Annotated in this window: 20 protein-coding genes; 13 read left to right on the top strand and 7 right to left on the bottom strand. The window is 63.2% G+C overall.

Features of this window, described 5'->3' with window-relative positions; translation table 11 throughout:
* Positions 1-140 precede the first annotated feature (140 nt).
* A complete protein-coding gene (locus QRN25_RS08955; RefSeq protein ID WP_285018870.1) occupies positions 141-440 on the top strand; it encodes a hypothetical protein in 300 nt (99 codons plus the stop codon).
* A gap of 212 nt (positions 441-652) precedes the next feature.
* Here the strand turns inward: QRN25_RS08955 and QRN25_RS08950 are convergent, their stop codons facing one another.
* A complete protein-coding gene (locus QRN25_RS08950; protein WP_036530551.1) occupies positions 653-835 on the bottom strand; it encodes a helix-turn-helix domain-containing protein in 183 nt (60 codons plus the stop codon).
* 2 nt (positions 836-837) lie between these two features.
* On the opposite strand from QRN25_RS08950, the gene QRN25_RS08945 reads away from it, so the two are divergent.
* From QRN25_RS08945 to QRN25_RS08930, 4 genes are all read left to right on the top strand, one after another.
* Complete coding sequence (locus QRN25_RS08945; RefSeq protein WP_285018866.1) at positions 838-1,449, top strand: MFS transporter; 612 nt, start codon at positions 838-840, stop codon at positions 1,447-1,449.
* A 388-nt stretch (positions 1,450-1,837) separates the two neighbouring features.
* Positions 1,838-3,121: a cystathionine gamma-synthase family protein gene (locus tag QRN25_RS08940; RefSeq protein ID WP_285018863.1), complete on the top strand. Its 1,284-nt coding sequence runs from the start codon at positions 1,838-1,840 to the stop codon at positions 3,119-3,121.
* Positions 3,122-3,174: 53 nt separating this feature from the next.
* Positions 3,175-3,936, top strand: coding sequence for an enoyl-CoA hydratase (locus QRN25_RS08935; RefSeq protein ID WP_285018861.1), 762 nt, complete (start codon positions 3,175-3,177; stop codon positions 3,934-3,936).
* Positions 3,937-4,278: 342 nt separating this feature from the next.
* A complete protein-coding gene (locus tag QRN25_RS08930; protein WP_285018859.1) occupies positions 4,279-4,923 on the top strand; it encodes an alpha/beta hydrolase in 645 nt (214 codons plus the stop codon).
* A gap of 52 nt (positions 4,924-4,975) precedes the next feature.
* Here QRN25_RS08930 and QRN25_RS08925 read toward each other — a convergent pair whose 3' ends face one another.
* On the bottom strand, positions 4,976-5,845 hold the full coding sequence (locus QRN25_RS08925; protein WP_285018856.1) for an aldo/keto reductase family oxidoreductase: 870 nt from the start codon (positions 5,843-5,845) through the stop codon (positions 4,976-4,978).
* Positions 5,846-5,943: 98 nt separating this feature from the next.
* Between QRN25_RS08925 and QRN25_RS08920 the strand changes: the two genes are divergently transcribed.
* Positions 5,944-6,864, top strand: a complete 921-nt coding sequence (locus tag QRN25_RS08920) for a LysR substrate-binding domain-containing protein (RefSeq protein WP_285018854.1) — start codon at positions 5,944-5,946, stop codon at positions 6,862-6,864.
* A 32-nt stretch (positions 6,865-6,896) separates the two neighbouring features.
* Here the strand turns inward: QRN25_RS08920 and QRN25_RS08915 are convergent, their stop codons facing one another.
* The 4 genes from QRN25_RS08915 to QRN25_RS08900 all read right to left on the bottom strand — a co-directional run bounded on the left by QRN25_RS08915 (position 6,897) and on the right by QRN25_RS08900 (position 10,141).
* Positions 6,897-7,559: a DsbA family oxidoreductase gene (locus tag QRN25_RS08915; protein WP_285018852.1), complete on the bottom strand. Its 663-nt coding sequence runs from the start codon at positions 7,557-7,559 to the stop codon at positions 6,897-6,899.
* 294 nt (positions 7,560-7,853) lie between these two features.
* On the bottom strand, positions 7,854-8,999 hold the full coding sequence (locus QRN25_RS08910; RefSeq protein ID WP_285018851.1) for a MucR family transcriptional regulator: 1,146 nt from the start codon (positions 8,997-8,999) through the stop codon (positions 7,854-7,856).
* Positions 9,000-9,311: 312 nt separating this feature from the next.
* Positions 9,312-9,782: an aminoglycoside 6'-N-acetyltransferase gene (gene aac(6') / locus QRN25_RS08905; RefSeq protein WP_502910444.1), complete on the bottom strand. Its 471-nt coding sequence runs from the start codon at positions 9,780-9,782 to the stop codon at positions 9,312-9,314.
* Positions 9,783-9,865: 83 nt separating this feature from the next.
* Positions 9,866-10,141 (bottom strand): HU family DNA-binding protein, encoded by a 276-nt coding sequence (locus QRN25_RS08900; protein WP_285018848.1) that lies wholly within the window; start codon positions 10,139-10,141, stop codon positions 9,866-9,868.
* Positions 10,142-11,039: 898 nt separating this feature from the next.
* Between QRN25_RS08900 and QRN25_RS08895 the strand changes: the two genes are divergently transcribed.
* The 5 genes from QRN25_RS08895 to QRN25_RS08875 all read left to right on the top strand — a co-directional run bounded on the left by QRN25_RS08895 (position 11,040) and on the right by QRN25_RS08875 (position 18,659).
* On the top strand, positions 11,040-11,816 hold the full coding sequence (locus QRN25_RS08895) for an ImuA family protein (protein WP_285018847.1): 777 nt from the start codon (positions 11,040-11,042) through the stop codon (positions 11,814-11,816).
* Complete coding sequence (locus tag QRN25_RS08890; protein WP_350224244.1) at positions 11,734-13,551, top strand: Y-family DNA polymerase; 1,818 nt, start codon at positions 11,734-11,736, stop codon at positions 13,549-13,551. Before QRN25_RS08895 ends, QRN25_RS08890 begins: the two co-directional genes overlap by 83 nt.
* Positions 13,551-16,811, top strand: coding sequence for an error-prone DNA polymerase (locus QRN25_RS08885; protein WP_285018846.1), 3,261 nt, complete (start codon positions 13,551-13,553; stop codon positions 16,809-16,811). Before QRN25_RS08890 ends, QRN25_RS08885 begins: the two co-directional genes overlap by 1 nt.
* A gap of 102 nt (positions 16,812-16,913) precedes the next feature.
* Positions 16,914-17,792 carry a 3'-5' exonuclease gene (locus QRN25_RS08880; RefSeq protein ID WP_285018844.1) on the top strand — a complete coding sequence of 293 codons (879 nt, stop codon included), beginning with the start codon at positions 16,914-16,916 and terminating at the stop codon, positions 17,790-17,792.
* A gap of 66 nt (positions 17,793-17,858) precedes the next feature.
* The gene (locus QRN25_RS08875) at positions 17,859-18,659 is read left to right on the top strand and encodes a S1/P1 nuclease (protein WP_285018843.1); all 801 of its coding nucleotides are present in this window, start codon (positions 17,859-17,861) and stop codon (positions 18,657-18,659) included.
* A 21-nt stretch (positions 18,660-18,680) separates the two neighbouring features.
* Here the strand turns inward: QRN25_RS08875 and QRN25_RS08870 are convergent, their stop codons facing one another.
* Positions 18,681-19,511, bottom strand: coding sequence for an aldo/keto reductase (locus tag QRN25_RS08870; protein WP_285018841.1), 831 nt, complete (start codon positions 19,509-19,511; stop codon positions 18,681-18,683).
* A 148-nt stretch (positions 19,512-19,659) separates the two neighbouring features.
* On the opposite strand from QRN25_RS08870, the gene QRN25_RS08865 reads away from it, so the two are divergent.
* A complete protein-coding gene (locus tag QRN25_RS08865; RefSeq protein WP_502910443.1) occupies positions 19,660-20,352 on the top strand; it encodes an SOS response-associated peptidase in 693 nt (230 codons plus the stop codon).
* A gap of 688 nt (positions 20,353-21,040) precedes the next feature.
* The gene (locus QRN25_RS08860) at positions 21,041-22,054 is read left to right on the top strand and encodes a serine hydrolase domain-containing protein (RefSeq protein WP_285018836.1); all 1,014 of its coding nucleotides are present in this window, start codon (positions 21,041-21,043) and stop codon (positions 22,052-22,054) included.
* The last annotated feature ends 7 nt before the right edge of the window (positions 22,055-22,061 follow it).

The raw sequence follows: 22,061 nt of genomic DNA, 5'->3' as shown, positions 1-22,061 counted from the left end.
GAATCCTGCGCGCCATCAATTCGGAATGGTGCGCGCGATAATCCCGGAATCCGCACCGATTTACGATGAACCGTTTTTTTCTAGCGATGGATCGAAAATGGGGATGATGCGTTTCTCATGTGAAACCTATCGAGGTAACCATGAACGCATTCAGCAACATCCATGCCTTTCCGGACACTGCTGGGTATAGCCGCTCGCTCTGTGCGGAGATTGAAGCTCTCCATTCCTTGGTGCATGCGGCTTGCCCGCCATCAGCTGTGGTCAGCGTCTGCTTTGATGGGCACTTCAACCTGTTCGTGGATGTTCGATCCCTCGAAGAAGCTGCCACGGTAGAGGCAATCCTGCCTGATCTGGCTGGCGGCGCCTTCCGTGACCTTCGCAGATCCGGAACCCCGCACCAGCCTTTTCGCCACCGGGTGACTGCGGCCATCGTAGGCTAACTACTCGCCGCCAAGGATTCTCGGAACTTGTTCGACCATTCCCCAGTTCCTTCGGCAAAATATAAAAGCATGCGATCCTGGGCCCGGCCGCGCTTCCACCATCGATTGCCGGTTGGGCCAACCTCTTCCAGACATCCTTGTAAATAATACGGGGCTGGCATTGCCTGGCCTGTGCAACAACCCACCGTTTTACGGGCGCGACACGGTCTGCATCAGACGTCGCGACTGGCTATCTGCCTCTCCATAAAGGCCAGAATGCTGGCAACCGTGATCCGGGTCGAACGGCCGATCTTGAACACTTCAAGTTCGCGAGCCGCAATCAGCTCATACCCCTTTGTACGGCCGATGCTGAGCATGGCGAAGGCTTCCTTCGGTGGCAGTGCGATTGGTTGCATGAATGCCTTGGATCAATGGGAAGAACGACCGCTCCACAGCCGACGAGAATCGGCTGCAAGCAGAGGTAGCAGTTGAGCTATCGGGGAGCTATTACGGGAACAGGCGCATAATCGCCAGATTTTCCCTTATTTATCAATATTTCTTGGCGGACAGGGTGGATCTTGTACTGCTCATATTTGGCCTTGCCGCTCTGGCCGGCATATGGGTGACCGGGAAACTGGTCGACCATTTCTTGCGGTTGACCGTGCTTGCGAGCCTTGCGTTGTTCGGCCTGATCACGCTGATATTTGCGTTGGATGCGCAATCCGCCATCGTAATCTACGCCGGCACCGCGGTCTGGGGGCTGACCTTTGGCGGAGCGGCGACTTTGCTCCAGACCGCCCTCGCAGATGCCGCCGGCGCCAGTGCAGACACAGCTCTTGCGATGAATGTTGTTGCCTGGAATGGTGCGCTCGCAGCTGGCGGCTTCATGCTTGAGACATGGGGGGCAACAGTATTTCCCTGGGCCATGTTTGCGTTAATATTGGTTGGATTCATGCTGGCATGGTCAGCACGTGCGTACGGCTTTCCCGTAGGAAGCCGTACAGGAGATGTTGCGTTCATCGGGCATTGAGGTAGCCCGTCGGTGTTCCAGCATGAGTGCAGCAAGGTCCTCGAGCTTGCTGCACCCTAAGGCAGGCGGGATTACAAGCTGACTGTCTGTAATTGGAGAACTGATATTGGCCGTTGGACGTCTGATTTGGGTCGACATAAGCAGGTTTCGACTGAGATGAGACGCTATTAGTCTCCGTTACCCTGATACCCGCCAGCTGCGACCAGGTCCGGCCCTTCGTGAATGAGCCGACGAAGGTGCTCGAACTACTATTCAGCCCCGCCCCGGATCAACCGCAAATGGCCCGGGTGGGCGGCGGTGGGGGTGCGAGGGCATATTGCAGCCTTGGGAATAATGCTGCACTTCAGCAACCGGGTGGCAAATAAGCGGCGAGCCGAGGATAGCACAAATGACCGCACCACGTGAGAGCAAGACCGCCATCGGGGATCACCAGCTTCATCCCGACACCCTGATGCTGAACTACGGCTACGATCCGTCATTGTCTGAAGGTGCGGTCAAGCCACCGGTATTCCTGACGTCCACTTTCGTCTTCCCGACCGCTGAGGAAGGCCGGGACTTCTTCGACTATGTCGCCGGCCGCAAGGAGCCGCCGCCGGGCGAAGGCCGCGGACTGGTCTACTCGCGCTTCAACCACCCCAACAGCGAGATCGTCGAGGATCGCCTGGCGGTCTATGAAGGCGCCGAAGCGGGCGTGGTCTTCTCATCGGGAATGGGTGCGATCACCACCAGCATTCTGGCGTTCGCCAGACCGGGCGACGTCATACTGCATTCCCAGCCTCTCTATGGCGGGACCGAGACTCTTCTGGCTCGGACCTTCGCCAATCTGGACATCCGCGCAATCGGGTTTGCCGATGGCCTCGATGAAGGCGAAATCGTCAGCGCGGCCCGTAGCGCCGCCTCCTTGGGGCGCTTGTCGGTAATACTCATCGAAACACCTGCCAATCCCACGAACAGCCTTGTCGATATCGCCCTTCTCGCACGGGTCCGCGATCTCATCGCACTGGAGCAGGGGCATCGCCCGCTTCTCATGTGCGACAACACCCTGCTTGGCCCGATCTTCCAGCGGCCTCTGCGGCACGGCGCCGATATTTCGCTCTATTCGCTTACCAAATATGTCGGCGGCCATTCGGATCTGGTCGCAGGAGCCGCGCTGGGATCGGCGGCCCTCATGCGGGAAGTCCGGCTACTACGCAGCGCAATTGGCACGCAGCTGGATCCGCACAGCAGCTGGATGCTCAGTCGTTCGCTCGAAACGCTCGGGCTGCGCATGGAACGGGCGAACGCGAATGCTGCCGTGGCCGCCGCTTTTCTGCGCGACCACCCCAAGGTCGACGCCGTGGCCTATCCCCCGTTTCATGCCGAGGGCTCACCGCAGGCGAACGTCTTTGCGGCGCAGTGCGAAGGAGCGGGATCGACTTTCGCCTTCGACATCGCGGGAGGGCAGCCGGCAGCCTTCCGGTTCCTCAACGCCCTGCAGATCTTCAAGCTCGCGGTCAGCCTGGGAGGCACGGAATCGCTGGCGAGCCACCCGGCCACAACCACCCATTCCGGCGTACCCGTGGAAATCCGGGACCGGATCGGCGTCCTGCAGTCCACGGTCCGCCTGTCCATCGGAATCGAGAACGAAAGCGATATCGTCGCGGATCTGTCTCAGGCACTCGACCAGGCCTGAATATCGACCTGGCTGGTTCATAATTTCACTCAAATCATGGGAAGGAAGGGCACATGACGGACTTCGTCAAAGTGACCAACGACCGCCACGTTCTGGAAATCGAGATCGACCGCCCCGGGAAGAAGAACGCGCTGACCGGCGCCATGTACCGGATCATGACGAGCGCCCTCGCCGACGCCTCTCACCGAAGCGATGTTCGCGCGGTGCTCATCCATGGTACGGGCGGCGCCTTCTGTGCCGGGAACGACCTGGCCGATTTCGTATCCGGCCCGGAAGGCGCCGCCGCCGCCTTCGATTTCATCCGGGCGATAGCCATGTTCCAGAAGCCGATCGTCGCTGCGGTCCAGGGCCTTGCCGTGGGCGTCGGAACGACCCTGCTGTTCCATTGCGATCTCGTTTACGCAGCCCCGGACGCCCGGTTCGTCATGCCGTTCGTCAACCTCGGGATCGTCCCGGAAGCGGGATCAAGCCTGCTGGCGCCCGCTACGCTTGGGTATGCCAAGGCGGCATCGATGCTGCTGCTGGGTGAGCCGATGGATGCGCAAGGCGCGGACATGGCGGGCTTGATCACCGGTATCGTTCCGGGCGATGAGCTTCTCGACCATGCGAGGAGCAAGGCTCGGCTTTTGACCACCAGGCCGCCGGAGGCCCTTCTTGCAACGCGGCGTCTTATGAAAGGCGATCAGGCCGCTGTAGCTGCACGCATCGAGGAGGAAGCAGGTCTTTTCCGCAGTGCGATGCAATCGCCCGAGGCCCAGGAAGCCTTCGCTGCGTTCTTCGAGAAGCGCCAACCTGTCTTCGTTTCGCGAGGCTGAAACTTGCCCCTTGCCCCTGGTACCCGCCGCCCTTCTCGCTTGCGACACTCCGCTCTATCAGCTTAGACATGAAGCCTTGGATATCAGCTGCTTCACGGAGGCATATCCGGGACGAGCGCACATACGGTCGGCTTGTGAGAAGGCTGGAGGACTGCCCCTGCCGTTCGCGCCGATGTGCCCCTGCTATCCCAGCTACAGGGCGCCTTCTGCCGCGTTCAAGGCATTCATCGATCTCGCACGCCTGTTTGCGGCCGCCAGAACGGGGACGCCACGCGCTGCATTGCAACCCAAGCCTGTGGGCGCACGACCACGCGCCCCACACAATCCAGAAGGAACGTCCTGATGCTCGACGCCCCCCGCCTCGCCCCGTTCTCCGGCACTGTCCCCGATGCTCTGGTAGTCCTCCTCCATGGCTATGGCTCCAACGGCGAGGACCTCATTTCGCTTGCGCGCATGATCCAGCCCGCCTTGCCGAATGCCGCCTTCGTGGCGCCGAATGCACCCTCGCAAATCCCCCACATGGCGGCCGCTTACCAGTGGTGGCCGATCGAGACCTTCTCGATGGCAGAACGTGCCGCCGGTGCGGCCGCTGCGGCGCCGATGCTCGATGCCTTCCTCACTGCGGAGCTGGAAGCTGCCGGGCTGCCCAGCAACCGCCTGCTGCTTGTCGGGTTCAGCCAGGGCACCATGATGGCGCTCCACGTGGGATTGCGCCGAACCGAAACTGTCGCCGGAATCGTCGGCATCTCGGGCATGCTGGTCGCGCCGGATCATCTGCAGGCAGATATCCGTAGCCGCCCGCCAGTCCTGCTGATCCACGGCACCGAAGACGAGGTGGTGCCGTTCCGTTCGATGGATCTTGCCAACGCTGCACTCACGGCAGCCGGCGTGGGTGTGGAGATGCACGTCTCGCCGGGGCTGGGCCACAGCGTCGGGCAGGATGGCCTCGAGGCAGCGGCGGCATTCGCCCGGACGGTCATCGGCTAGACCGCGCAATCCGACCTCACAGCGCCCCTCTGCCCTCGAACGGCGGCAGATTTCATGTGCCCGCTATGACATCCATCTCAGCGAGAACATCCTGCGACAGGCGCAGCCTTTCGGCCGCCAGGTTTTCCGTCAGATGCGCGACGCTCGAGGTGCCCGGGATCAGGAGCAGGTTGGGCGAACGTGCCAGCAACCACGCCAGCGCAACCTGCAACGGGCTGGCTTCAAGCCGCGCCGCGATCCGGGACAGCGCATCCGACTGGATCGGGCTGAACCCGCCCAGCGGGAAGAACGGGACGTAAGCGATCCCTTGGATGGCCAAGTCTTCCACCAGGGCGTCATCGGCACGGTGAACGAGATTGTAGTGGTTCTGGACGCAGACCACCGGCGCGATCGTCTGCGCCTCGGCTACTTGCGCAGGGGTGACGTTGCTGAGGCCAAGATGCCGGATCAGTCCCTGCTCGCGCAATTGCGCAAGCGTGGAGAACTGTGCTTCGAGCGATCCTTCGCTCGGCGCGTGGACATCGCCCATCAGCCTCAGGTTGACGACATCGAGCTGCTCCAACCCCAGATTGCGCAAGTTGTCATGCACCGCCTGCGTCAATTCGGCGGGGCTCTGCGCCGGGAGCCACGAGGCATCGTCGCCGCGAACCGCGCCCACCTTGGTCACGATAACCAGATCATCGGTATAGGGATGCAGAGCCTCGCGGATGATCTGGTTGGTGACATGCGGTCCGTAGAAGTCGCTCGTGTCAATATGGTTGACCCCGGCCTCGACTGCAGCGCGCAGGACCGCAATGGCGGCAGCGCGATCGCGCGGCGGGCCGAACACGCCGGGTCCTGCAAGCTGCATGGCGCCGTAGCCCATCCGGTTGACGGTACGATCGCCGAGTTGAAAGGTCTTCGCGGGTGCAAGATCGGTCATGCGCAAGTCTCCTGTGAAGGTGTGATCAGGCATATGGACTTGTTGCCATCGATCGATAAGCCGTGCAGTTCGGTACAGGCTGTACGAGAATATGCACAATGGCGACTGAACTCGACGATCTATCGGCTTTCGTAGCCGTCGCCCGCGCGGGTGGTTTTCGCGAAGCGGCGCGGGTATCGGGCGTTTCCGCGTCCGGTCTCAGCGAAGCGCTTCGGCGGCTGGAGGCGCGGTTGGGCGTCCGCCTGCTGCACCGCACGACGCGCAGCATCTCGGTCACCGAAGCGGGCACCCGGCTGTTCGAGCGCCTCTCGCCTGCCCTCACCGAGATCGATGCCGCACTCGACGCCGTCCATGCCGAGACCGACCAGCCGGCCGGCACCCTGCGGCTCAACGTCCCGGCGAACGTCGCCAGGACCGTCCTTCCCGGCATCCTGCCACCATTCCTGAAAGCGCATCCCCAGATCCGGGTGGAGGTGACCGTGGAAGACAGCTTCGTCGATATCCTCGCCTCCGGTGCCGACGCCGGCATCCGCTACGAGGAACGGCTGGAGCAGGACATGATCGCCGTACCGATCGGGCCACGGTCGCAGCGGATAATCACGGCGGCGGCTCCCGCCTATCTGGATGCCCATGGCCGCCCCGCCCATCCCCGTGAACTCCTCGACCACGCCTGCCTGCGCCTGCGCTTCTCCAGTGGCGCACGGGCCACCTGGGAGTTCGAGCGCGGCGACGAAGTGATCCGCCTCGACCCGCCTGGCCCTGTGCTGATCCAGCCCGGATCGGCCTGTGACCTGCTGGTCGAGACGGCGATCGCGGGCCTCGGAGTCGTACGGCTCTTCGAGGACTGGCTTGCTCCAGCCATGCAGTCAGGGGCCCTGGAAAGGATTCTCGACGAGTGGGATGAGCCGTTCTCGGGGCCGATGCTGTATTATTCCGGCCGCCGCCAGGTTCCCCCTCCTCTCAGGGCATTCATCGACTTCACCCGGACGGAGCCAGCCATGCCAAAGCTGCAGAGGTAACGACATCGGCCTACAGCAAGGTGCCGTCCGGGCTATTGAGCAACTGCTGCCCGTTCGGCGGCGATCTTTTTGAGCACATCCTCGAACACCTCGACAGGCTGGCCGCCCGACACAAGGTACTTCTCGTCGATGATGATGGCCGGGACGCTCGAAATCCCTCGCGAGCGCCAGAGTTCTTCGTCATCACGGACTGCCGCAGCGAACTCATCTCCGGCGAGGATTTCCGCCGCGCGTGAGGTATCGAGGCCTGCGCGCGCCACCACGTCCAGCAGCACTTCATGGCGCGAGACATTGGCTCCCTGAGTGAAGTACGCCTCGAACAGCGCGTGCTTGAGTTCGGATTGGCGGCCCTGTTCTCCCGCCCAATGCAGCAGCCTATGCGCGTCGAACGTATTGTAGATGCGGCTCTCGTCGTTCATCGCAATCGTGAAGCCGACACTTGCGGCGCGCTCCTGAAGCACCGTTCTGCTCGCGGCCGACTGCTCCGGCGTGGTGCCGTACTTCTGGGCAATGTGCTCGCGCAGGTCTTGCCCTTCACTCCCCATGTTCGGATTCAGTTCGAACGGCTGGAAATGGATCTGGGCAGTGACTTCTCCCTCGAGCCGCTCAAGGGCAGCTTCCAGGCCCTTCAGTCCGATGACGCACCAGGGACAGGCCACATCGGACACGAAATCGATCTTCAACTGCTGGGGCATTCTCGGGCGTTCCTTCGATCAGCTTCACATGCCCCAGACAGATAGGAACGTTCTCGGCACATGACGAGGTTACGGTGTTGTGTGGCGGACCATGGCCCTGCACGGCGCGCCGCTCCGTCAGATCTAACGAAGCACGTAGTGGCGAGAATGGATGACGGCTTCGGTTCGGCGTTATCGGTTGGCGACCAGGAAATACCATTGGATCGTCGGCAGTGTGAAGATGTCTGGTAGGCAACGCCAACCTGTCCATCCCACTCTGCCGCCTGACGCGGCAGAGTGGCGGGTCCGACAGCTTTACTTGGCCTTAGTGGCCTGACGCTTACGACGCGGTTTAGCCTCCGCGGCAGCGGGTACCGTCGTTTCAACCGCGGTGGTTGCCTCAGCGGCCTCATTTCCGAATAGGCCGAGCTTGCGCCGGCGCTTCGGCTTTTCGACCACTTCGGCAGTTTCTTCCACCACTGGAATTGAGGCAGCAGACTCTCTCTCCGGCTCAGGTGCCCGTGCCATACGCTTTACCGGCTGCTTCCTTCGCGTCCTGGGGCCGGTCGCGGCCGTTTCTGGCTTCCTCGTTTCGGCAGAGGCAACAGCAGCGGTTTCGACCTTTGGCGCGGCGGTCTCCGGCTCAGCAGCGTTCGAAGGTATCTCGACCGCTGGGACGGCTCCCGTTTCAGCCCCAGAAGACGGGGAATCCGCGAGCGCTTTGCCAGCCGTTTTTAGCTTACGCCGCTTTGGCATTACCGGAGCAGGCCCCGCCGCAGCCTTCGCTGCCTCCTTCACGGGCTTGGCAGAAGGGGCGGCGACCGAAGAAGCGGGTGCATGGTGCGTATCAGCTTTGCGCTGTTTTGGCTTCGGCGTTCCCGCAGACTTTGTCTTTGCAGCAGGCTTGGGCTTTACCGGTGCGGATGCGGGTTCACTTGATGGGCTCAGTTCTGAGCTTACGTCGGCGGAAGTTGGACTTGGCATAGCCGAACTGCCGACAGCCGCCTCGCGTTTCCCCAATCCGATTTTTTCGGCGATCTCGCGGCGCCGCGCCGCGAAAGACGGCGCGACCATCGGGTAGGTCGCAGACAGATTGTAGCGTTCGCGATATTGTTCCGGGGTGAGGCCGTTGCTCGCCAGGTGACGCTTGAGCGTCTTGTAAGGCTTGCCGTCGATGAGGCTGAGAATGTGATCTGCCGACGCCAGGCTCTTGCGCACTGAAACTGCGGGCGTGAAGGTCGGTGCTTCGGGCTCTGCTTGTGCTGGGGCGCTATCTTCGACGAGAGCGGCCCGTGTCGAGCGAATAAGGCCGGCAAGATCATCGGCACTGACCGTATTGTTGGCGAGATACGCGCTCAGAAGTTGAACGGTGAGTGCCGCAATATCGGAAGTCGGTTCGGTGTCAGGCATCGATTTGCCCCTCTCGGATTTATAACGACGACGTTGAGCTATTGCCTTCATGGCAATTTGTCATGGATCGACGTGATTGCTGGGCTTTTCAAGGATAAAAGGAGCGAACACCTCGATCTGGGGCATGCACGACTACAACAATGCGTCAACGGCACACGGTCCTATGAAGCGATTGGCCAGCAGATACTCCTCTCGTCGGATTGGCGGCGGCCGGCTCGCTTGCTTTCAAGTCTGCTCGGACGAGACGGCGGCCGATCAGCATCAATGCCCGGCATGCCCCATAGATGTTTGGCCTGTTGATAACACGGTGAACAAGCTGCGGAAAAGGTGTCAATCAACGTCCGAAGCGGCGCCTGGAGCAGTTCAGCTTAACAGCGGCATCGGCGTCAGGAGCTTGCGAAAATACACGACCCGCTCGGTTTCCTCGAATTTCAGCGCTGCGTGCATCGCATGCGACACGGTGTTGTCCAACATGGCATCCGAAGCGAGTTCAGCGCAGCCCATGCTGCGAGCCCATGCTTCCACGGCGTCCACCAAGCCGCGTCCAATGCCTTGTCGCCGGCATTCTTCCACGACGTATAGCCCTTCAAGGAAAGCGACCGGTGAAGTTTCGCAGCCGTTGACGTAATCGACGCGCAGCGCGGCTTCCGCAAATCCGACAAGCGCGCCGCGCTGATCGCGCGCCAGAAAGCCAATGAAAGGCTGTGGCTCCGCCATCAGTTGAACCACGTCTTCCTGGTGCTCCGCTTCCGAGCCATCTGGCCAGAGCGACGTGCGCAGAGCCGACCATTCAAGAAGATCAGCGTTGCTGCCCACTGTTATCCGTACGATCATGCCGCTCGGCCTCGGGAACTGGTCGGGGAAATTATGCATGGTGGCGGCGCCGGCAATAGGCGCGATGCCGCCACCGTATTGCATCAGCCGTTGAGCTTGTCCTTGACCGCCTTGGCGACCGTGAAGGTCAGCTTCTTCGAAGCCTTGATGGTCATTGCCTCACCGGTAGCGGGGTTGCGGCCTTCACGTTCGGGGCTGTGCTTCACCTTGAACTTGCCAAAGCCATTGAGCGAGACTTCCTCACCCTTGGCCGCCGCGCTGCCGATGGCCTCAAAGACGGCGTCGACAATCTTGCGGGCGTCGGTTTTGGTAATGCCGTGATCGTTGGCGATGGCGTCGGCGAGATCGCTGTTGTTCATGAGAAGTTCGTCCTGTCGATGTCTATGGTTCGCAAAGCTACGTTGCTTTCGAGCTTCGCGGCCTTCCACCATGGAACAGCCGAAACCGCGGTCAAAGTCGCATACTCACGCTGAACGCGCCTTGAGGCCGCTTTGTCCACAGCCTGTGGATATGTGAAACGCATCCGGTGCCCGAATTACCCGGATAACATCGCGCCCGGAACCATTCTCGGCCCGGTCCCTTGCATAACACACACAAGGAGAATTCCCCTGTTTGGCAAGGTCATCGGCGCAATCGCAGGAAACAGGGCCGCAAAGCACGTCCAGGGGGTGAGCGGCACTGGAGGAACTTTGCTCGGCTTTGCAGCGCCGATGGTGATACGCCGCCTCGGCCCCCTTGGCCTCATCACCGCAGTCGCAGGCGGGTACGCTTACAAGCGCTACACTGATCGGCGGACGGCAGAACAGCAGAAGGTCGCACGCCCCAGCGGATTTGCAGAGCCCACACGGACACAGGCCTGATCCTATCCTGCAGCCGCATCCGCCCGCTGCGAGCGTGTTACGGGCAGGCTAAGGCGCGGGACGTCAGGATCGACCGCGCTCTGGTCCACGTGGTTGTGGCTGAGCAGCTTGTGAGTGCCGGGCACGGGGCCCGGCGCTTAGCCAGTGAGCACGCTCTGCCGAACATCTCCGCGTCTCACGAACCAGTGGGAACCGCGAGCGAACGCGCCCGTAAACAGCCCCCGAGCGCCTTCCCTTTCTTGAGGGCACTAATGAGCACAACGGTCTTCCGGAAAATTCTTTATCTTTTTCAGTCCGTTGCTTAGCGATCAACTCGCCTTGTTCGGATAGGCCGGCACCTTGACGAAGCGGCAGTCAGAATAGAACATATAGCGAACACATGAGTCGCTGTTGACCAATGATCCTGCACACCGCCCTTCCCTCCCGGCTGCCTGCCGAGCACCTTGCCGCACTACGCGCCCAGATCGCGCAGGTGCAGGCAGCGCGCGGGCCGGTGCTGCCGTTCGGCCTGCTGCAAATCGACACGCGCCTCGCCAGCGGCGGCCTCGATGGCGCTGCGCTTCACGAGATCGCCGGCGCTAGCGCCAGCTGGAGCGACGATGCTGCCGCCACCCTGTTTGCCGCGGGGCTCGCCGCGCGCTTTGCTGCCGCCCAGGGCATGACCGTGCTGTGGGCGCTTAGCCGCTTCGACCTGTATGCTCCAGGCCTCGAACAGGTCGGGCTCGGCCCCGGCAAAGTGCTCTATGCCCAGGGCAGGAAGGACTCCGAAGTCCTTGCACTGGCCGAAGATGCTTTGCGCGACGGATCGCTGGCCTGCGTCATCGCCGAGGTCAAAGCCGCCGACCAGACCGCTACCCGGCGCCTGCAGCTGGCTGCGTCCGACGGGCAAACCCCGATGCTTCTCTACCGGCGGCATCGTTCGCGCGAGCGCAGCCCGCTGGCTCAGCCCTCCGCTGCAATGACGCGCTGGAGCATCGCAGCGGCGCCTTCCACCACGCTACCCCATGCCGGCATCGGCCGGGGGCAATGGACGATCGAACTTGTCCGCCAGCGCGGCGGCAATCCCTTTTCCCTTCTTGTCGAGGCCTGCGATGACCAGGGTTGCCTCGCTCTACCTGCCGCAGTTGCCGATCGAGCGACTGCGCCGGTTGGAGCGTCCATCCGCGCCGCTTGACGCGGCCGCGCTGGTCCCGCGCTTTTCGCAAGCCATTGACGACGACCCCGGTGCCTGCTCGGTGCCGCGGGGCGGCGGATGGCGACCCGGCGCGCGCTGGGCGCAAGGTGCGCTTGGCCCCGCCTCGGCGCAGGCCGATATCGACGCACTGCCGGCCCATCAGCGACCGACGATGCGCGAGATGGGGCGACGCAGCGAAACCGCCGATCATCCCTTCAGGGCCATGGCTTGTGACGACGGCGCAGCGGCCGGCAGGCCGTGGCCGGTGCACGCGGCGCATCGCCAGTCCCATCTCTGGGCCAGGCCCCTGGTCCTCATCGCGCGCAGTGGGCAACGCGACATCGTGACCGCCGCTTGCCCGGTCGCGCTCGACCTCGGCCTGCGTCCCGGCATGGCCGCCGCCCACGCACGCGCACTCGTAAGCGAGCTCGACGTGCGCGGCTCCGACCAAGCTGCAGACGCGGCCTGGCTCGACCGGCTGGCGCTTCATGCCGTCCGGCACTGGACACCGACCGCAAGTGCCTGCGATGCCGATGGCCTCTGGCTCAATCTCACCGGGACCACGCATCTGTTCGGCGGCGAGGATCGCTTCTGCCGCCGGGTTCTGCGTTTTTTGGATCGCCTGGGCTTTACCGCGCGCATCGCCATCGCCGCAACGCCGGGCGCCGCGCATGCGCTTGCCCGTTTCGGAGGCCACACCGTGATTATCCTGCCTCCACGCAGCGAGGCGCAGGCGATCGCCGACCTGCCGCTGGCCGCCCTGCGCCTGGCCGCCGACACTCTGGCAACGGCAGGCCGTTTCGGCCTGGAACGCATCGGCGACCTCTATGCGATGCCGCGTGGCCCCCTCGCCAAGAGGCTTGGGCTGAAGGCCGTCGAGCGGCTCGACCAGGCGCGAGGCCTTGTTGCCGAGCCGATCGTTCCGGTGGCTGCGTTCGAGGAGCCTCGCGCCGAGCGCCGGCTGCTCGAGCCAATCGTCACCGCCGAGGCCATCAACCATGTAATCGGCGATCTTCTCACCGACCTCGTGCACGAACTGCAAGGCCGCCGGCTGGGCTTGCGCACCGCAGTGCTGACTTGCCAACGGGTGGACGGGATCGACCAGCGCGTCGCCGTGGGTACCGCGCGCACCACCCGAGATGCCAAGCATCTCGCACGCATGTTCGCCATGCGCGTCGATCGGATCGACCCCGGGCTTGGCATCGAGGTGATGAAGCTTGCCGCGCCGCGCGTCGAGGACCTGCAGCCGGTCGCGCTCGGGAGTGGCCTCCTGGACACGCAGCACACGCCTGATGTCGCGCCGCTCGTCGACCAACTGGCGGGCCGGGCTGGCGAAGAGGCGCTGTTCCGGGTCAGCGCGATCGAGAGCGACGTGCCTGAGCGCGCGGTTCGCCGCACGCCGCCGCTTGCGACGACAGCCGGCTGGCCTGCCTGGCGCAGGCCGGTTCGCCTGCTGCATCGGCCTGAACTGCTCACCAACGTGGTCGCCCTGCTACCCGATCATCCTCCGCGTCGCTTCTCGTGGCGCGGCACGCCATACCGGGTGTCGGCTGGCGAAGGACCTGAGCGCATCCATGGCGAATGGTGGCGCTGCTCCCGCGAAATGTGGGCTGTGCGCGACTATTTCATGGTCGAGACTGGAGGCGCAGAGCGCTTCTGGCTGTTCCGGCGCGGAGACGGCGTCGATGCACCGACCGGCGATCTCACCTGGTATCTCCATGGTGTGTTCGGTTGATGGCGACCTATGTCGAACTGCAGGTCATCAGCCACTTCTCGTTCCTGCGCGGTGCTTCGGCGCCCGAGGAACTGTTCACAGCAGCCGCCACGCTTGGCCACACCGCGCTTGGCCTTGCCGATCATAACACGGTGGCCGGGATCGTACGCGGATGGGCCGGGCAGAAGGAGACGGGCGTACGCATGATCGCGGGCTCGCGCATCGATCTGGCCGATGGTCGCGCGATGCTGCTCTACCCCACCGATCGTCCCGCCTGGTCACGCCTTACGCGCCTGCTTTCGCTGGGCAAGGGCCGCGGCGGCAAGGGCAAGTGCATCCTTACATGGAATGACATAGCCGAGAGTTGCGAAGGGCTGGTCGCTATCCTGCTTCCGGACATGCCGGACGCACGGACCGCTGCCCACCTCCAGGACCTGCGCGGCGCCTTCGGCGATCGCGGGTACTGCGCACTATCGCTGCGCCGCCGGCCGGGCGACCAGGGCCGGCTTCACAGTCTCGATGCCCTCGCCCGCAAGGTCGGCATCCGCTGCGTCGCGACTGGCGACGTCCTTTACCATCAACCCGAACTGCGCCCGCTGCAGGACGTAATGACCGCCATCCGCGAGAAGACGACGATCGATGCCTTGGGCTTCAGGCGCGAGAGGTTCATGGACCGCAACCTCAAGTCGCCGCAGGAAATAGAGCGCCGCTTCGCCGCCTTCCCCGATGCCATCCAGGCCAGCGCCGACATCGCCGCGCAGTGCCGTTTCGACCTGAGCGAAATCCAGTACCAGTATCCCTACGAGGAGGTGATGGCCGGCCGCACCGCGCAGCAGGCACTTGCCGCCCTGACCGAGGAAGCGGCGGCGCGCATGTTTCCGCAAGGACTGGGCAAAGCCTACCGCAAGCAGATCGACCACGAACTGCAGCTGATCGAACGGCTCGGCTATGCGCCGTATTTTCTCACTGTTCACGCGATTGTCGCCGAAAGCCGGCGGCGCAGCATCCTGTGCCAGGGTCGCGGCTCGGCCGCCAACAGCTGCGTGTGCTTCGTGCTGGGCATCACCTCGATCGATCCGATCAAACACGAACTCCTGTTCGAGCGTTTCGTCTCGGGCGAGCGCAAGGAGCCGCCCGACATCGACGTCGATTTCGAGCACGAGCGGCGCGAGGAGATCATTCAGTGGATCTATGAAACCTACGGTCGCCATCGCTCGGCGCTGACCGCCGTCGTCACCCGCTACCGCACGCGAGGCGCGGTCGCCGAAGTGGGCAAGGCGCTGGGGCTACCGCGCGATCTCACCAAGATGCTCACGGGTCTTGTATGGGGCTGGTCGATAGACGGGATCAGCAACGAACAGATCGAAAGTCTCAATCTCAACGCCGACGACCATCGCCTGCGCCTGACCCTGGAATTGTCGCGCCAGCTGATCGGGACACCTCGGCATCTTTCGCAGCACCCCGGCGGCTTCGTGCTGACGCAGGAACGGCTCGACGACCTCGTTCCGATCGAGCCGGCGCGCATGGAGGATCGCCAGATCATCGAGTGGGACAAGGACGACATCGATGCGCTGAAATTCATGAAAGTCGATGTGCTGGGCCTCGGAATGCTCGGCTGCATGAACCGCGCCTTCCATTTGCTCGAGACCCACAAGGGCATCCGGGTAGGAATGGCAGACCTGCAGGATGACGACCCGGACGTCTACGCAATGATCCAGAAAGCCGACACGCTGGGCGTGTTCCAGATCGAGAGCCGCGCGCAGATGTCGATGTTGCCGCGCATCAAGCCCGACAAGTTCTACGACCTCGTCATCGAAGTCGCGATCGTGCGGCCCGGTCCGATCCAGGGCGACATGGTCCATCCCTACCTGCGTCGCCGGGAAGGCAAGGAGACCCCCGAGTATCCGAAGGCCGAACTGCGCGCGGTGCTGGAAAAGACACTCGGCGTGCCGCTGTTCCAGGAGCAGGCAATGAAGGTCGCGATCGTCGGCGCCGGCTTTACGCCGGTCGAAGCCGACCAGCTGCGCCGCGCGATGGCGACCTTCAAGCTGACCGGCGGGGTCAGCCACTTCTACGACAAGCTGGTGGGCGGCATGGTCGCGCGCGGCTACCCCAAGGACTTTGCCGAGCGTACCTTCAAGCAGATCGAGGGCTTCGGATCCTACGGTTTTCCAGAAAGCCATGCGGCCTCTTTCGCCAAGATCGCCTATGCCAGCTGCTGGATGAAGCATCATCATCCCGACGTGTTCTGTGCCGCCCTGCTCAACGCCCAGCCGATGGGCTTCTATGCGCCCGCGCAGATCGTGCGCGATGCGAGGGCGCACGGCGTCGAGGTACGCCCTGTTTCGATCAACCACAGTCACTGGGACTGTTCGCTCGAACCCGGCCGCGGCAAGTACCTCGCAGTCCGACTGGGTTTTCGCCAAGTGCGCGGCCTCGCCAACGTCCATGGCGCCGCGATCGTCGCCGCACGCGGCCCTGCCCCGTTCGGAACCATCGAGGAGGTATGGCGCCGCGCCGGGGTCCCGCGCGTGGCGATCGAGCGGCTTGCCGAGGCCGATGCCTTTTCCAGCATCGCGCAAGATCGCCGGCAGGGCCTTTGGAAGGTGAAAGGTCTAGTAGACGCGCCGCTCCCACTCTTTGCGGCGGCCGACGAGCGCGAAGCGCGTTTCAGGCCGGAGAGCGCGGAGCAGGACGTGACATTGCGGATGATGAGCGAGGGCCGCGAAGTAGTGGAGGATTATCGCTCGCTCCAGATGTCGCTTCGCGGCCACCCGCTCCAGTTCCTGCGCTCGCAGCTCGATGCCATGCGCATCGTGCGCTGCGCCGATCTCGGCGCGATCCGCGATGGTCGCAACGTCGAGGTTGCCGGGGTAATCCTCGTGCGCCAGCGGCCCGGATCGGCCAAGGGCGTGCTGTTCGTGACGATCGAGGACGAGACCGGCATCGCCAACGGCATCCTGTGGCCGAACAAGTTCGAGATCTACCGCCGGCAGATCATGTCCGCCTCGATGATCGCAATGCGCGGCCGCCTGCAAAAGGAGGGCGAGATCATCCACGTGATTTGCGACCGCATCATCAACCACGACGACATGCTCCGCTCGATTGCCCACAGCGACTTCTCCGTGACGCCAGGACGCGGTGACGGCGCCAGTAACGGCGGCGGTCCCGATCCACGCGATCCGTCCTGGCCTCGCGGCAGGACGCTGGGCTCGCCAGGCTACGGGCCGGGCAAGAATCCGGATGATCTCGTGCCGATCCGCAGTCACGATTTTCACTGATCGACCTTTCGCGTTTCGCCCGGGCAGATCCGGCGCGTCATTTTCTCGGCCCTGCCCTGCGCACGCTTTCCCCGGCAGCGCCCCGCGACTATCAGTCGGGCGATGACGTTTTTCGCTTCCAACGCCTTGTCCGAAGCTGCCCGCGCTCTCGAAGCCCATCCGGACTTTCGGGTGCTTCGGCGCCTGCTTCCAGTGAACCGGCTATATGCAGGACCGGCGCACGGGAAGACACGCATTGGTCTCGCCCTCGACGTCGAAACGACAGGTCTCGACCGGGAAACCGACACGATCATCGAACTTGCCGTCCAGCGCTTTCGCTTCGATGAGCTCGGCCGGATTGTGCAGGTCGGCACACCCCGGCTCTGGCGCGAGGATCCGCAGCAGCCACTTGACCCCAGGATCACCCGTCTCACCGGCCTGTCCGACGAGGCCCTCGCGGGTCAGGCGATCGACGAGGCGGAAGCTACCGACATTCTGGCATCTGCCGACCTCATCGTCGCACACAACGCCGCCTTCGACCGGCCTTTCGTCGATCGGCGGCTTCCGACAATCGCGGGGCGCCCCTGGGCCTGTTCGATGGCGGAGATCGACTGGCTGGAACTTGGCTTCGACGGGAAGGCCCTGGGATACCTGGTTTCGCAGTGCGGATGGTTCTTCGAGGGGCACCGCGCCGAGAACGACGTCCTCGCGCTGATCTACCTCCTTGGCCACACCGCGCCTGATGGTGAAACCATCATGGCCAAGCTTCTGGCCCAGTCGCAGCGGCCGAGCTTTCGCGTGAACGCAGTGGATGCTCCATTCGAGGGCAAGGACGCCCTCAAGGCACGCGGCTATCGCTGGGACCCGGCGATGCGCTTCTGGTGGAAGACCATTCCCGAGGAAGACATGGACGCCGAGCGATCGTGGCTACTGGCGGACATCTATACCGGTCACGGCGAGCCGGCATTCCATCCCCAATCTGCTTGCGAACGATATCGATAAGGGCAGCGTGACCGAACCATTGGCGAATGGGGTTTCATGACTCGCCTACTGCTCTATGAAACGCTCATGCGCAAACTGATCCTGCTCACCCTTTCGCTCGCCCTCGCCACGCCTGCCCATGCCTGGGGGCCGATCGGGCACCGCATCACAGGTGCCATCGCCGACGAGAACCTGAGCGGCCTCGCCCGCGCGAATGTCCGGCTGCTGCTCGGCACCGAAGACCTTGCCGAGGCAGCGACCTGGCCTGACGACATGAAATCCAATCCCGACACCTTCTGGCAGAAGCAGGCCAGCCCCTGGCACTACGTCACCGTGAAGGGTGACGAATACAGGGCATCCGATGCCCCGGCAGAAGGCGACGCGATGACGGCGCTTGCACGCTTCACCGCCACGCTGCGAGATCCGAGGGCACCGCTTGAAGACAAGCGCCTTGCGCTGCGCTTCATTGTCCACATCATCGGCGATCTGCACCAGCCGCTTCACGATGGAGCCGGCAATGATCGCGGCGGCAATGCGGTTTCGGTCACCTGGTTCGGCAAGCCGACCAACCTGCACTCGGTCTGGGATTCCGGATTGATCGAGCAGCGCTCGCTTTCCTACTCCGAATACACGGCCTGGCTGTCGCGCTCGATCAAGCCCGAGGACGTGATTGCCTGGAACGAGCGCGATCCCGCCGTATGGATCCGTGAGAGCATCGCCCTGCGCAAGACGATCTATCCGACCGACCCGGCATTGTCCTGGGACTATGCGTACCAGCACCAGGCTGAGGTCGATGAACGCCTCAAGCGCGGCGGCGTGCGTATAGCGGCTTACCTGAACTGGGTGTTCGAGGCGGCACAGCCTGCGACGAGTGCTGCCAAGCGTTGAGACTACTGGCTGCCCGGCCGATCAGATCATCTCGAGAGGCTGGCGCCTGATTGGCGCCGGGAAGTGGCGCTCGAGTACGGCAATCGCGTCTTCGGTGAGTTCTAGGTCCATGGCGGCGCGGTTGTCGCGCACATGCGCGAGCGACGCTGCCTTGGGTATCGCGAGGACTCCGGGACGGCGCAGCAACCATGCCAGCGCAACCTGTGCCGCGGAAACGCCGTGCTCCGACGCGATCCGCCCCAGCACCTTGTGTCCCAGCAGACGCCCCTGCTCGACCGGGCTGTAAGCCATGACCGGGATTGAACGCCGGCCAAGCCACGGGATCAAATCGAACTCCGGTCCACGCCGGGCAAGATTATAGAGAATCTGGTCGGTCATGCAGGCAGGGCCTCCGACCTGCTCCAGTTCGACCATGTCGTCGGTGTCGAGGTTGCTCACGCCCCAGCGCGCAATCAGTCCCGACGCGACAAGTGCTTCCATGGCCTCGACCGTCTCCGCCAACGGCACGCTCCCACGCCAATGAAGCAGGTAAAGGTCCAGATGGTCCGTACGCAACCGTTGGCAGCTCGCTTCACAGGCATGCCGCAGGCGTGCCCGCGATGCATTCTGCGGATAGGCCTTGCTCACCAGGAACACTTCGTCCCGGCGACCCGCGATGGCTTCGCCGACCAGACGTTCGGCTTCACCATCCGCATACATCTCGGCCGTGTCGATCAGCCTCAGGCCAAGATCGAGGCCCGCTTGCAAAGCAGCGATCTCCTGCTGCCGCTGACCTGCTTGTTCGCCCATCATCCACGTACCCTGGCCAAGGACAGGGACCCTTGTTCCGTCAGCAAGTGAAACTGTCTTCATGGCATTATGAATCCCCAAGGACGGCGCCGGTTCGCGAGCACGCCATGATGATTAACCCGCCTGCCGCAAGCTGGCCTGCAGTCCGAGTAAGGCCGGCTTGCGTAACGCCCTCGCGGGCTGGCATCTGCCCTTGCCACCTACCTGAAGGCTGGCAGTTGCAACGAGACGATCGACGGCTATTCTCCATTGTGAGAGGATTCATCCCATCTGCAACCTGTATCGCCTGACCACACCGACGAGTGCCATCGCCGGAATGTTCAGTGCGCAGGTCGGACCAGCCCCGAACCTCTCCGATGAGATTTACCCTGGCTACCCCGGCCTCGTCGTCGCGGCCGGACAGGTTCAGGCGATGGCCTGGGGTTTTCCTCTAGCCCAGAAAAGCGCGCGCACCGGTCTTCCGATTAAACCGCAAACCGTCAACAATGCCCGCGAGGACAACCTGGCCACGCCGTTCTGGCGCGACAGTTTCATACACCGGCGGTGCCTGATCCCGGTCAGCGCCTGGGCGGAGGCGCAAGGCGAAAAGGGCCGCATGACGCGAACCTGGTACGCGGTGCCCGGCGATGAACCCTTTGCGGTGGCTGGCATCTGGCGACCCACGAGCGAATGGGGCAACGCCTATTCGATGGTAATGGTCTACAGCTGCGAATTCATGGCCGAGGTCCACGACCGGATGCCGGCTATCCTTCGGCAGAAAGACTGGAACACTTGGCTGCTCGGCACGCCTGAAGATGCATTCTCACTGTGCCGGGCGTGGGACGGCGAATTGACGATGGACACTACGAAAGAACCGTGGGCGAAGCGCCGACAGCACGCCTCTGCCTCGCCTACTCTATTGTGAGCTACCCGCTGATCCTCATGGCACTTGCCACGACGCTTCCGACACGAGCCTGATCAGGGGATGTATCGGCACCAGTATCGCTTTCAGCACGCGGGGCGAGTGATGGAAACTTATTGGGCCCAGCAACACGGACGCTGCACAGGGCGGCCTTGATGCCCAGCCAAGTTGACGCAGATTCTGCCTAGCGAACATAATAGAGCCGCAGCGGCGCTCTGGACGGCGCGGTCCCGGCATTGAACATCGCGCCGGGCTGCAAATCCGCCCGTCTGCATAGCGCCCATCCAAGCCGTCCGACCGAGATTTTGCCGTGCTTGGAAGCGGTCATTCAAATTACTACCGGTTCTGGGACAAGCCCGCCATTCGCGAAGCATTCGACAAACGTTGGCCCCGGTCTGCAGCCGTCATTCCACGCGAACGCTGGCGTTGCGACCATGCATGCTGGACTGTTGACCTGGGCCACTCCCAAGCTGAAGATCATTGAAGGTGTTAGTGCGGTTGCGTCCCATAAACGACGGTAAGTAAAATGAGAATCTCGCTTCCGGTCCCGACGCACGTAGGACGATACCCCTGAGCAATCCGTGTTGCTGCCGCACATCCACTTCGCTAACTGTTGCGCATGAGTAACACAGTTGCTGTGCTAAAACGGATAGCTCCAAGCGTCATTATTGCGGTTCTGGCTTGTGCGTCGATGGCAGAAGCCAGAACCAATGCGTTGTTGCCGGATATGACCACAACCCTCCGCGAACAGCGCGTGGAGAGCGCGTCGGTCGCACTGATCCGCCACGGGCGAATCGTCTCGACGGACGCGTGGGGCATGGCTGGCCCAAGCCGAGCGGCGACCATCGCCACACCATACAACCTTGCATCGCTGACGAAGCCGCTGACGGCAGAAGTCATCTTGCGTTTGGCATCGGTCGGCAAGCTGTCGGTCGATGAGCCGATAGATCGCTACTGGAGCGACCCCGATCTGTCGTCCGATTCCCGGCGGACGAGGCTGACGGTCCGCATGGCGTTGAGCCATCGCACCGGGTTGCCGAACTGGCGCGATGCGAAGGGGCTGGCGTTCGATCATGATCCCGGCACAACCACGGGCTATTCGGGCGAAGGGTATCAGTATGCGGCGCGCTACGCAGAGCGTCGCACCGGGCAGTCGTTCGAGGCGCTTGCAGAGCGGTGGCTGTTCGCCCCGGCCCATATGCGCGCATCCGGCTATGTATCCGCTCAACGAGCGACCCAACCACTCGCAGTGCCCTATGACGAAACGGGCAAGCTGCTGCACGTCGAGCCGGTAACGCGCTTCAATGCTGCCGATCTGGCCCATGCAACGGCGCGCGATTATGCGCGCTTCCTAATCGAGGTCCGCAATGATCGGGGCATTACCGCTTCCATCGCGGCAGAGCGCAACCGATCGCAGGCCGACCTGACGCCCGACATATGCGCCGGAGCGAAGGCAACCACCTGTCCACCTTGGACCGGTTTCGGGCTGGGCTGGCAGCTTCTCGGCTTTCCTGGCGAGACGACCATGCTCCACACCGGCAAGGATGCCGGGGCTTTCACCTTCGCCGCGATCAATCGCGCGAGCGGTGACGGGATCGTCATCCTGACCAACAGTGACAACGGATGGCGGGTCATCCTGCCCATTCTCGAACGCACCGGCAGCGATCCGAGACTGATAGCCTTCCTCCGCGGCCAGATGAACTGACAGGAGC

Source organism: Novosphingobium sp. fls2-241-R2A-195 (assembly GCF_030209485.1).
Taxonomy (GTDB): domain Bacteria; phylum Pseudomonadota; class Alphaproteobacteria; order Sphingomonadales; family Sphingomonadaceae; genus Novosphingobium; species Novosphingobium resinovorum.
Note: the sequence above shows the minus strand (reverse complement) of the source record. Positions and strands in the feature narration are given on the sequence as shown.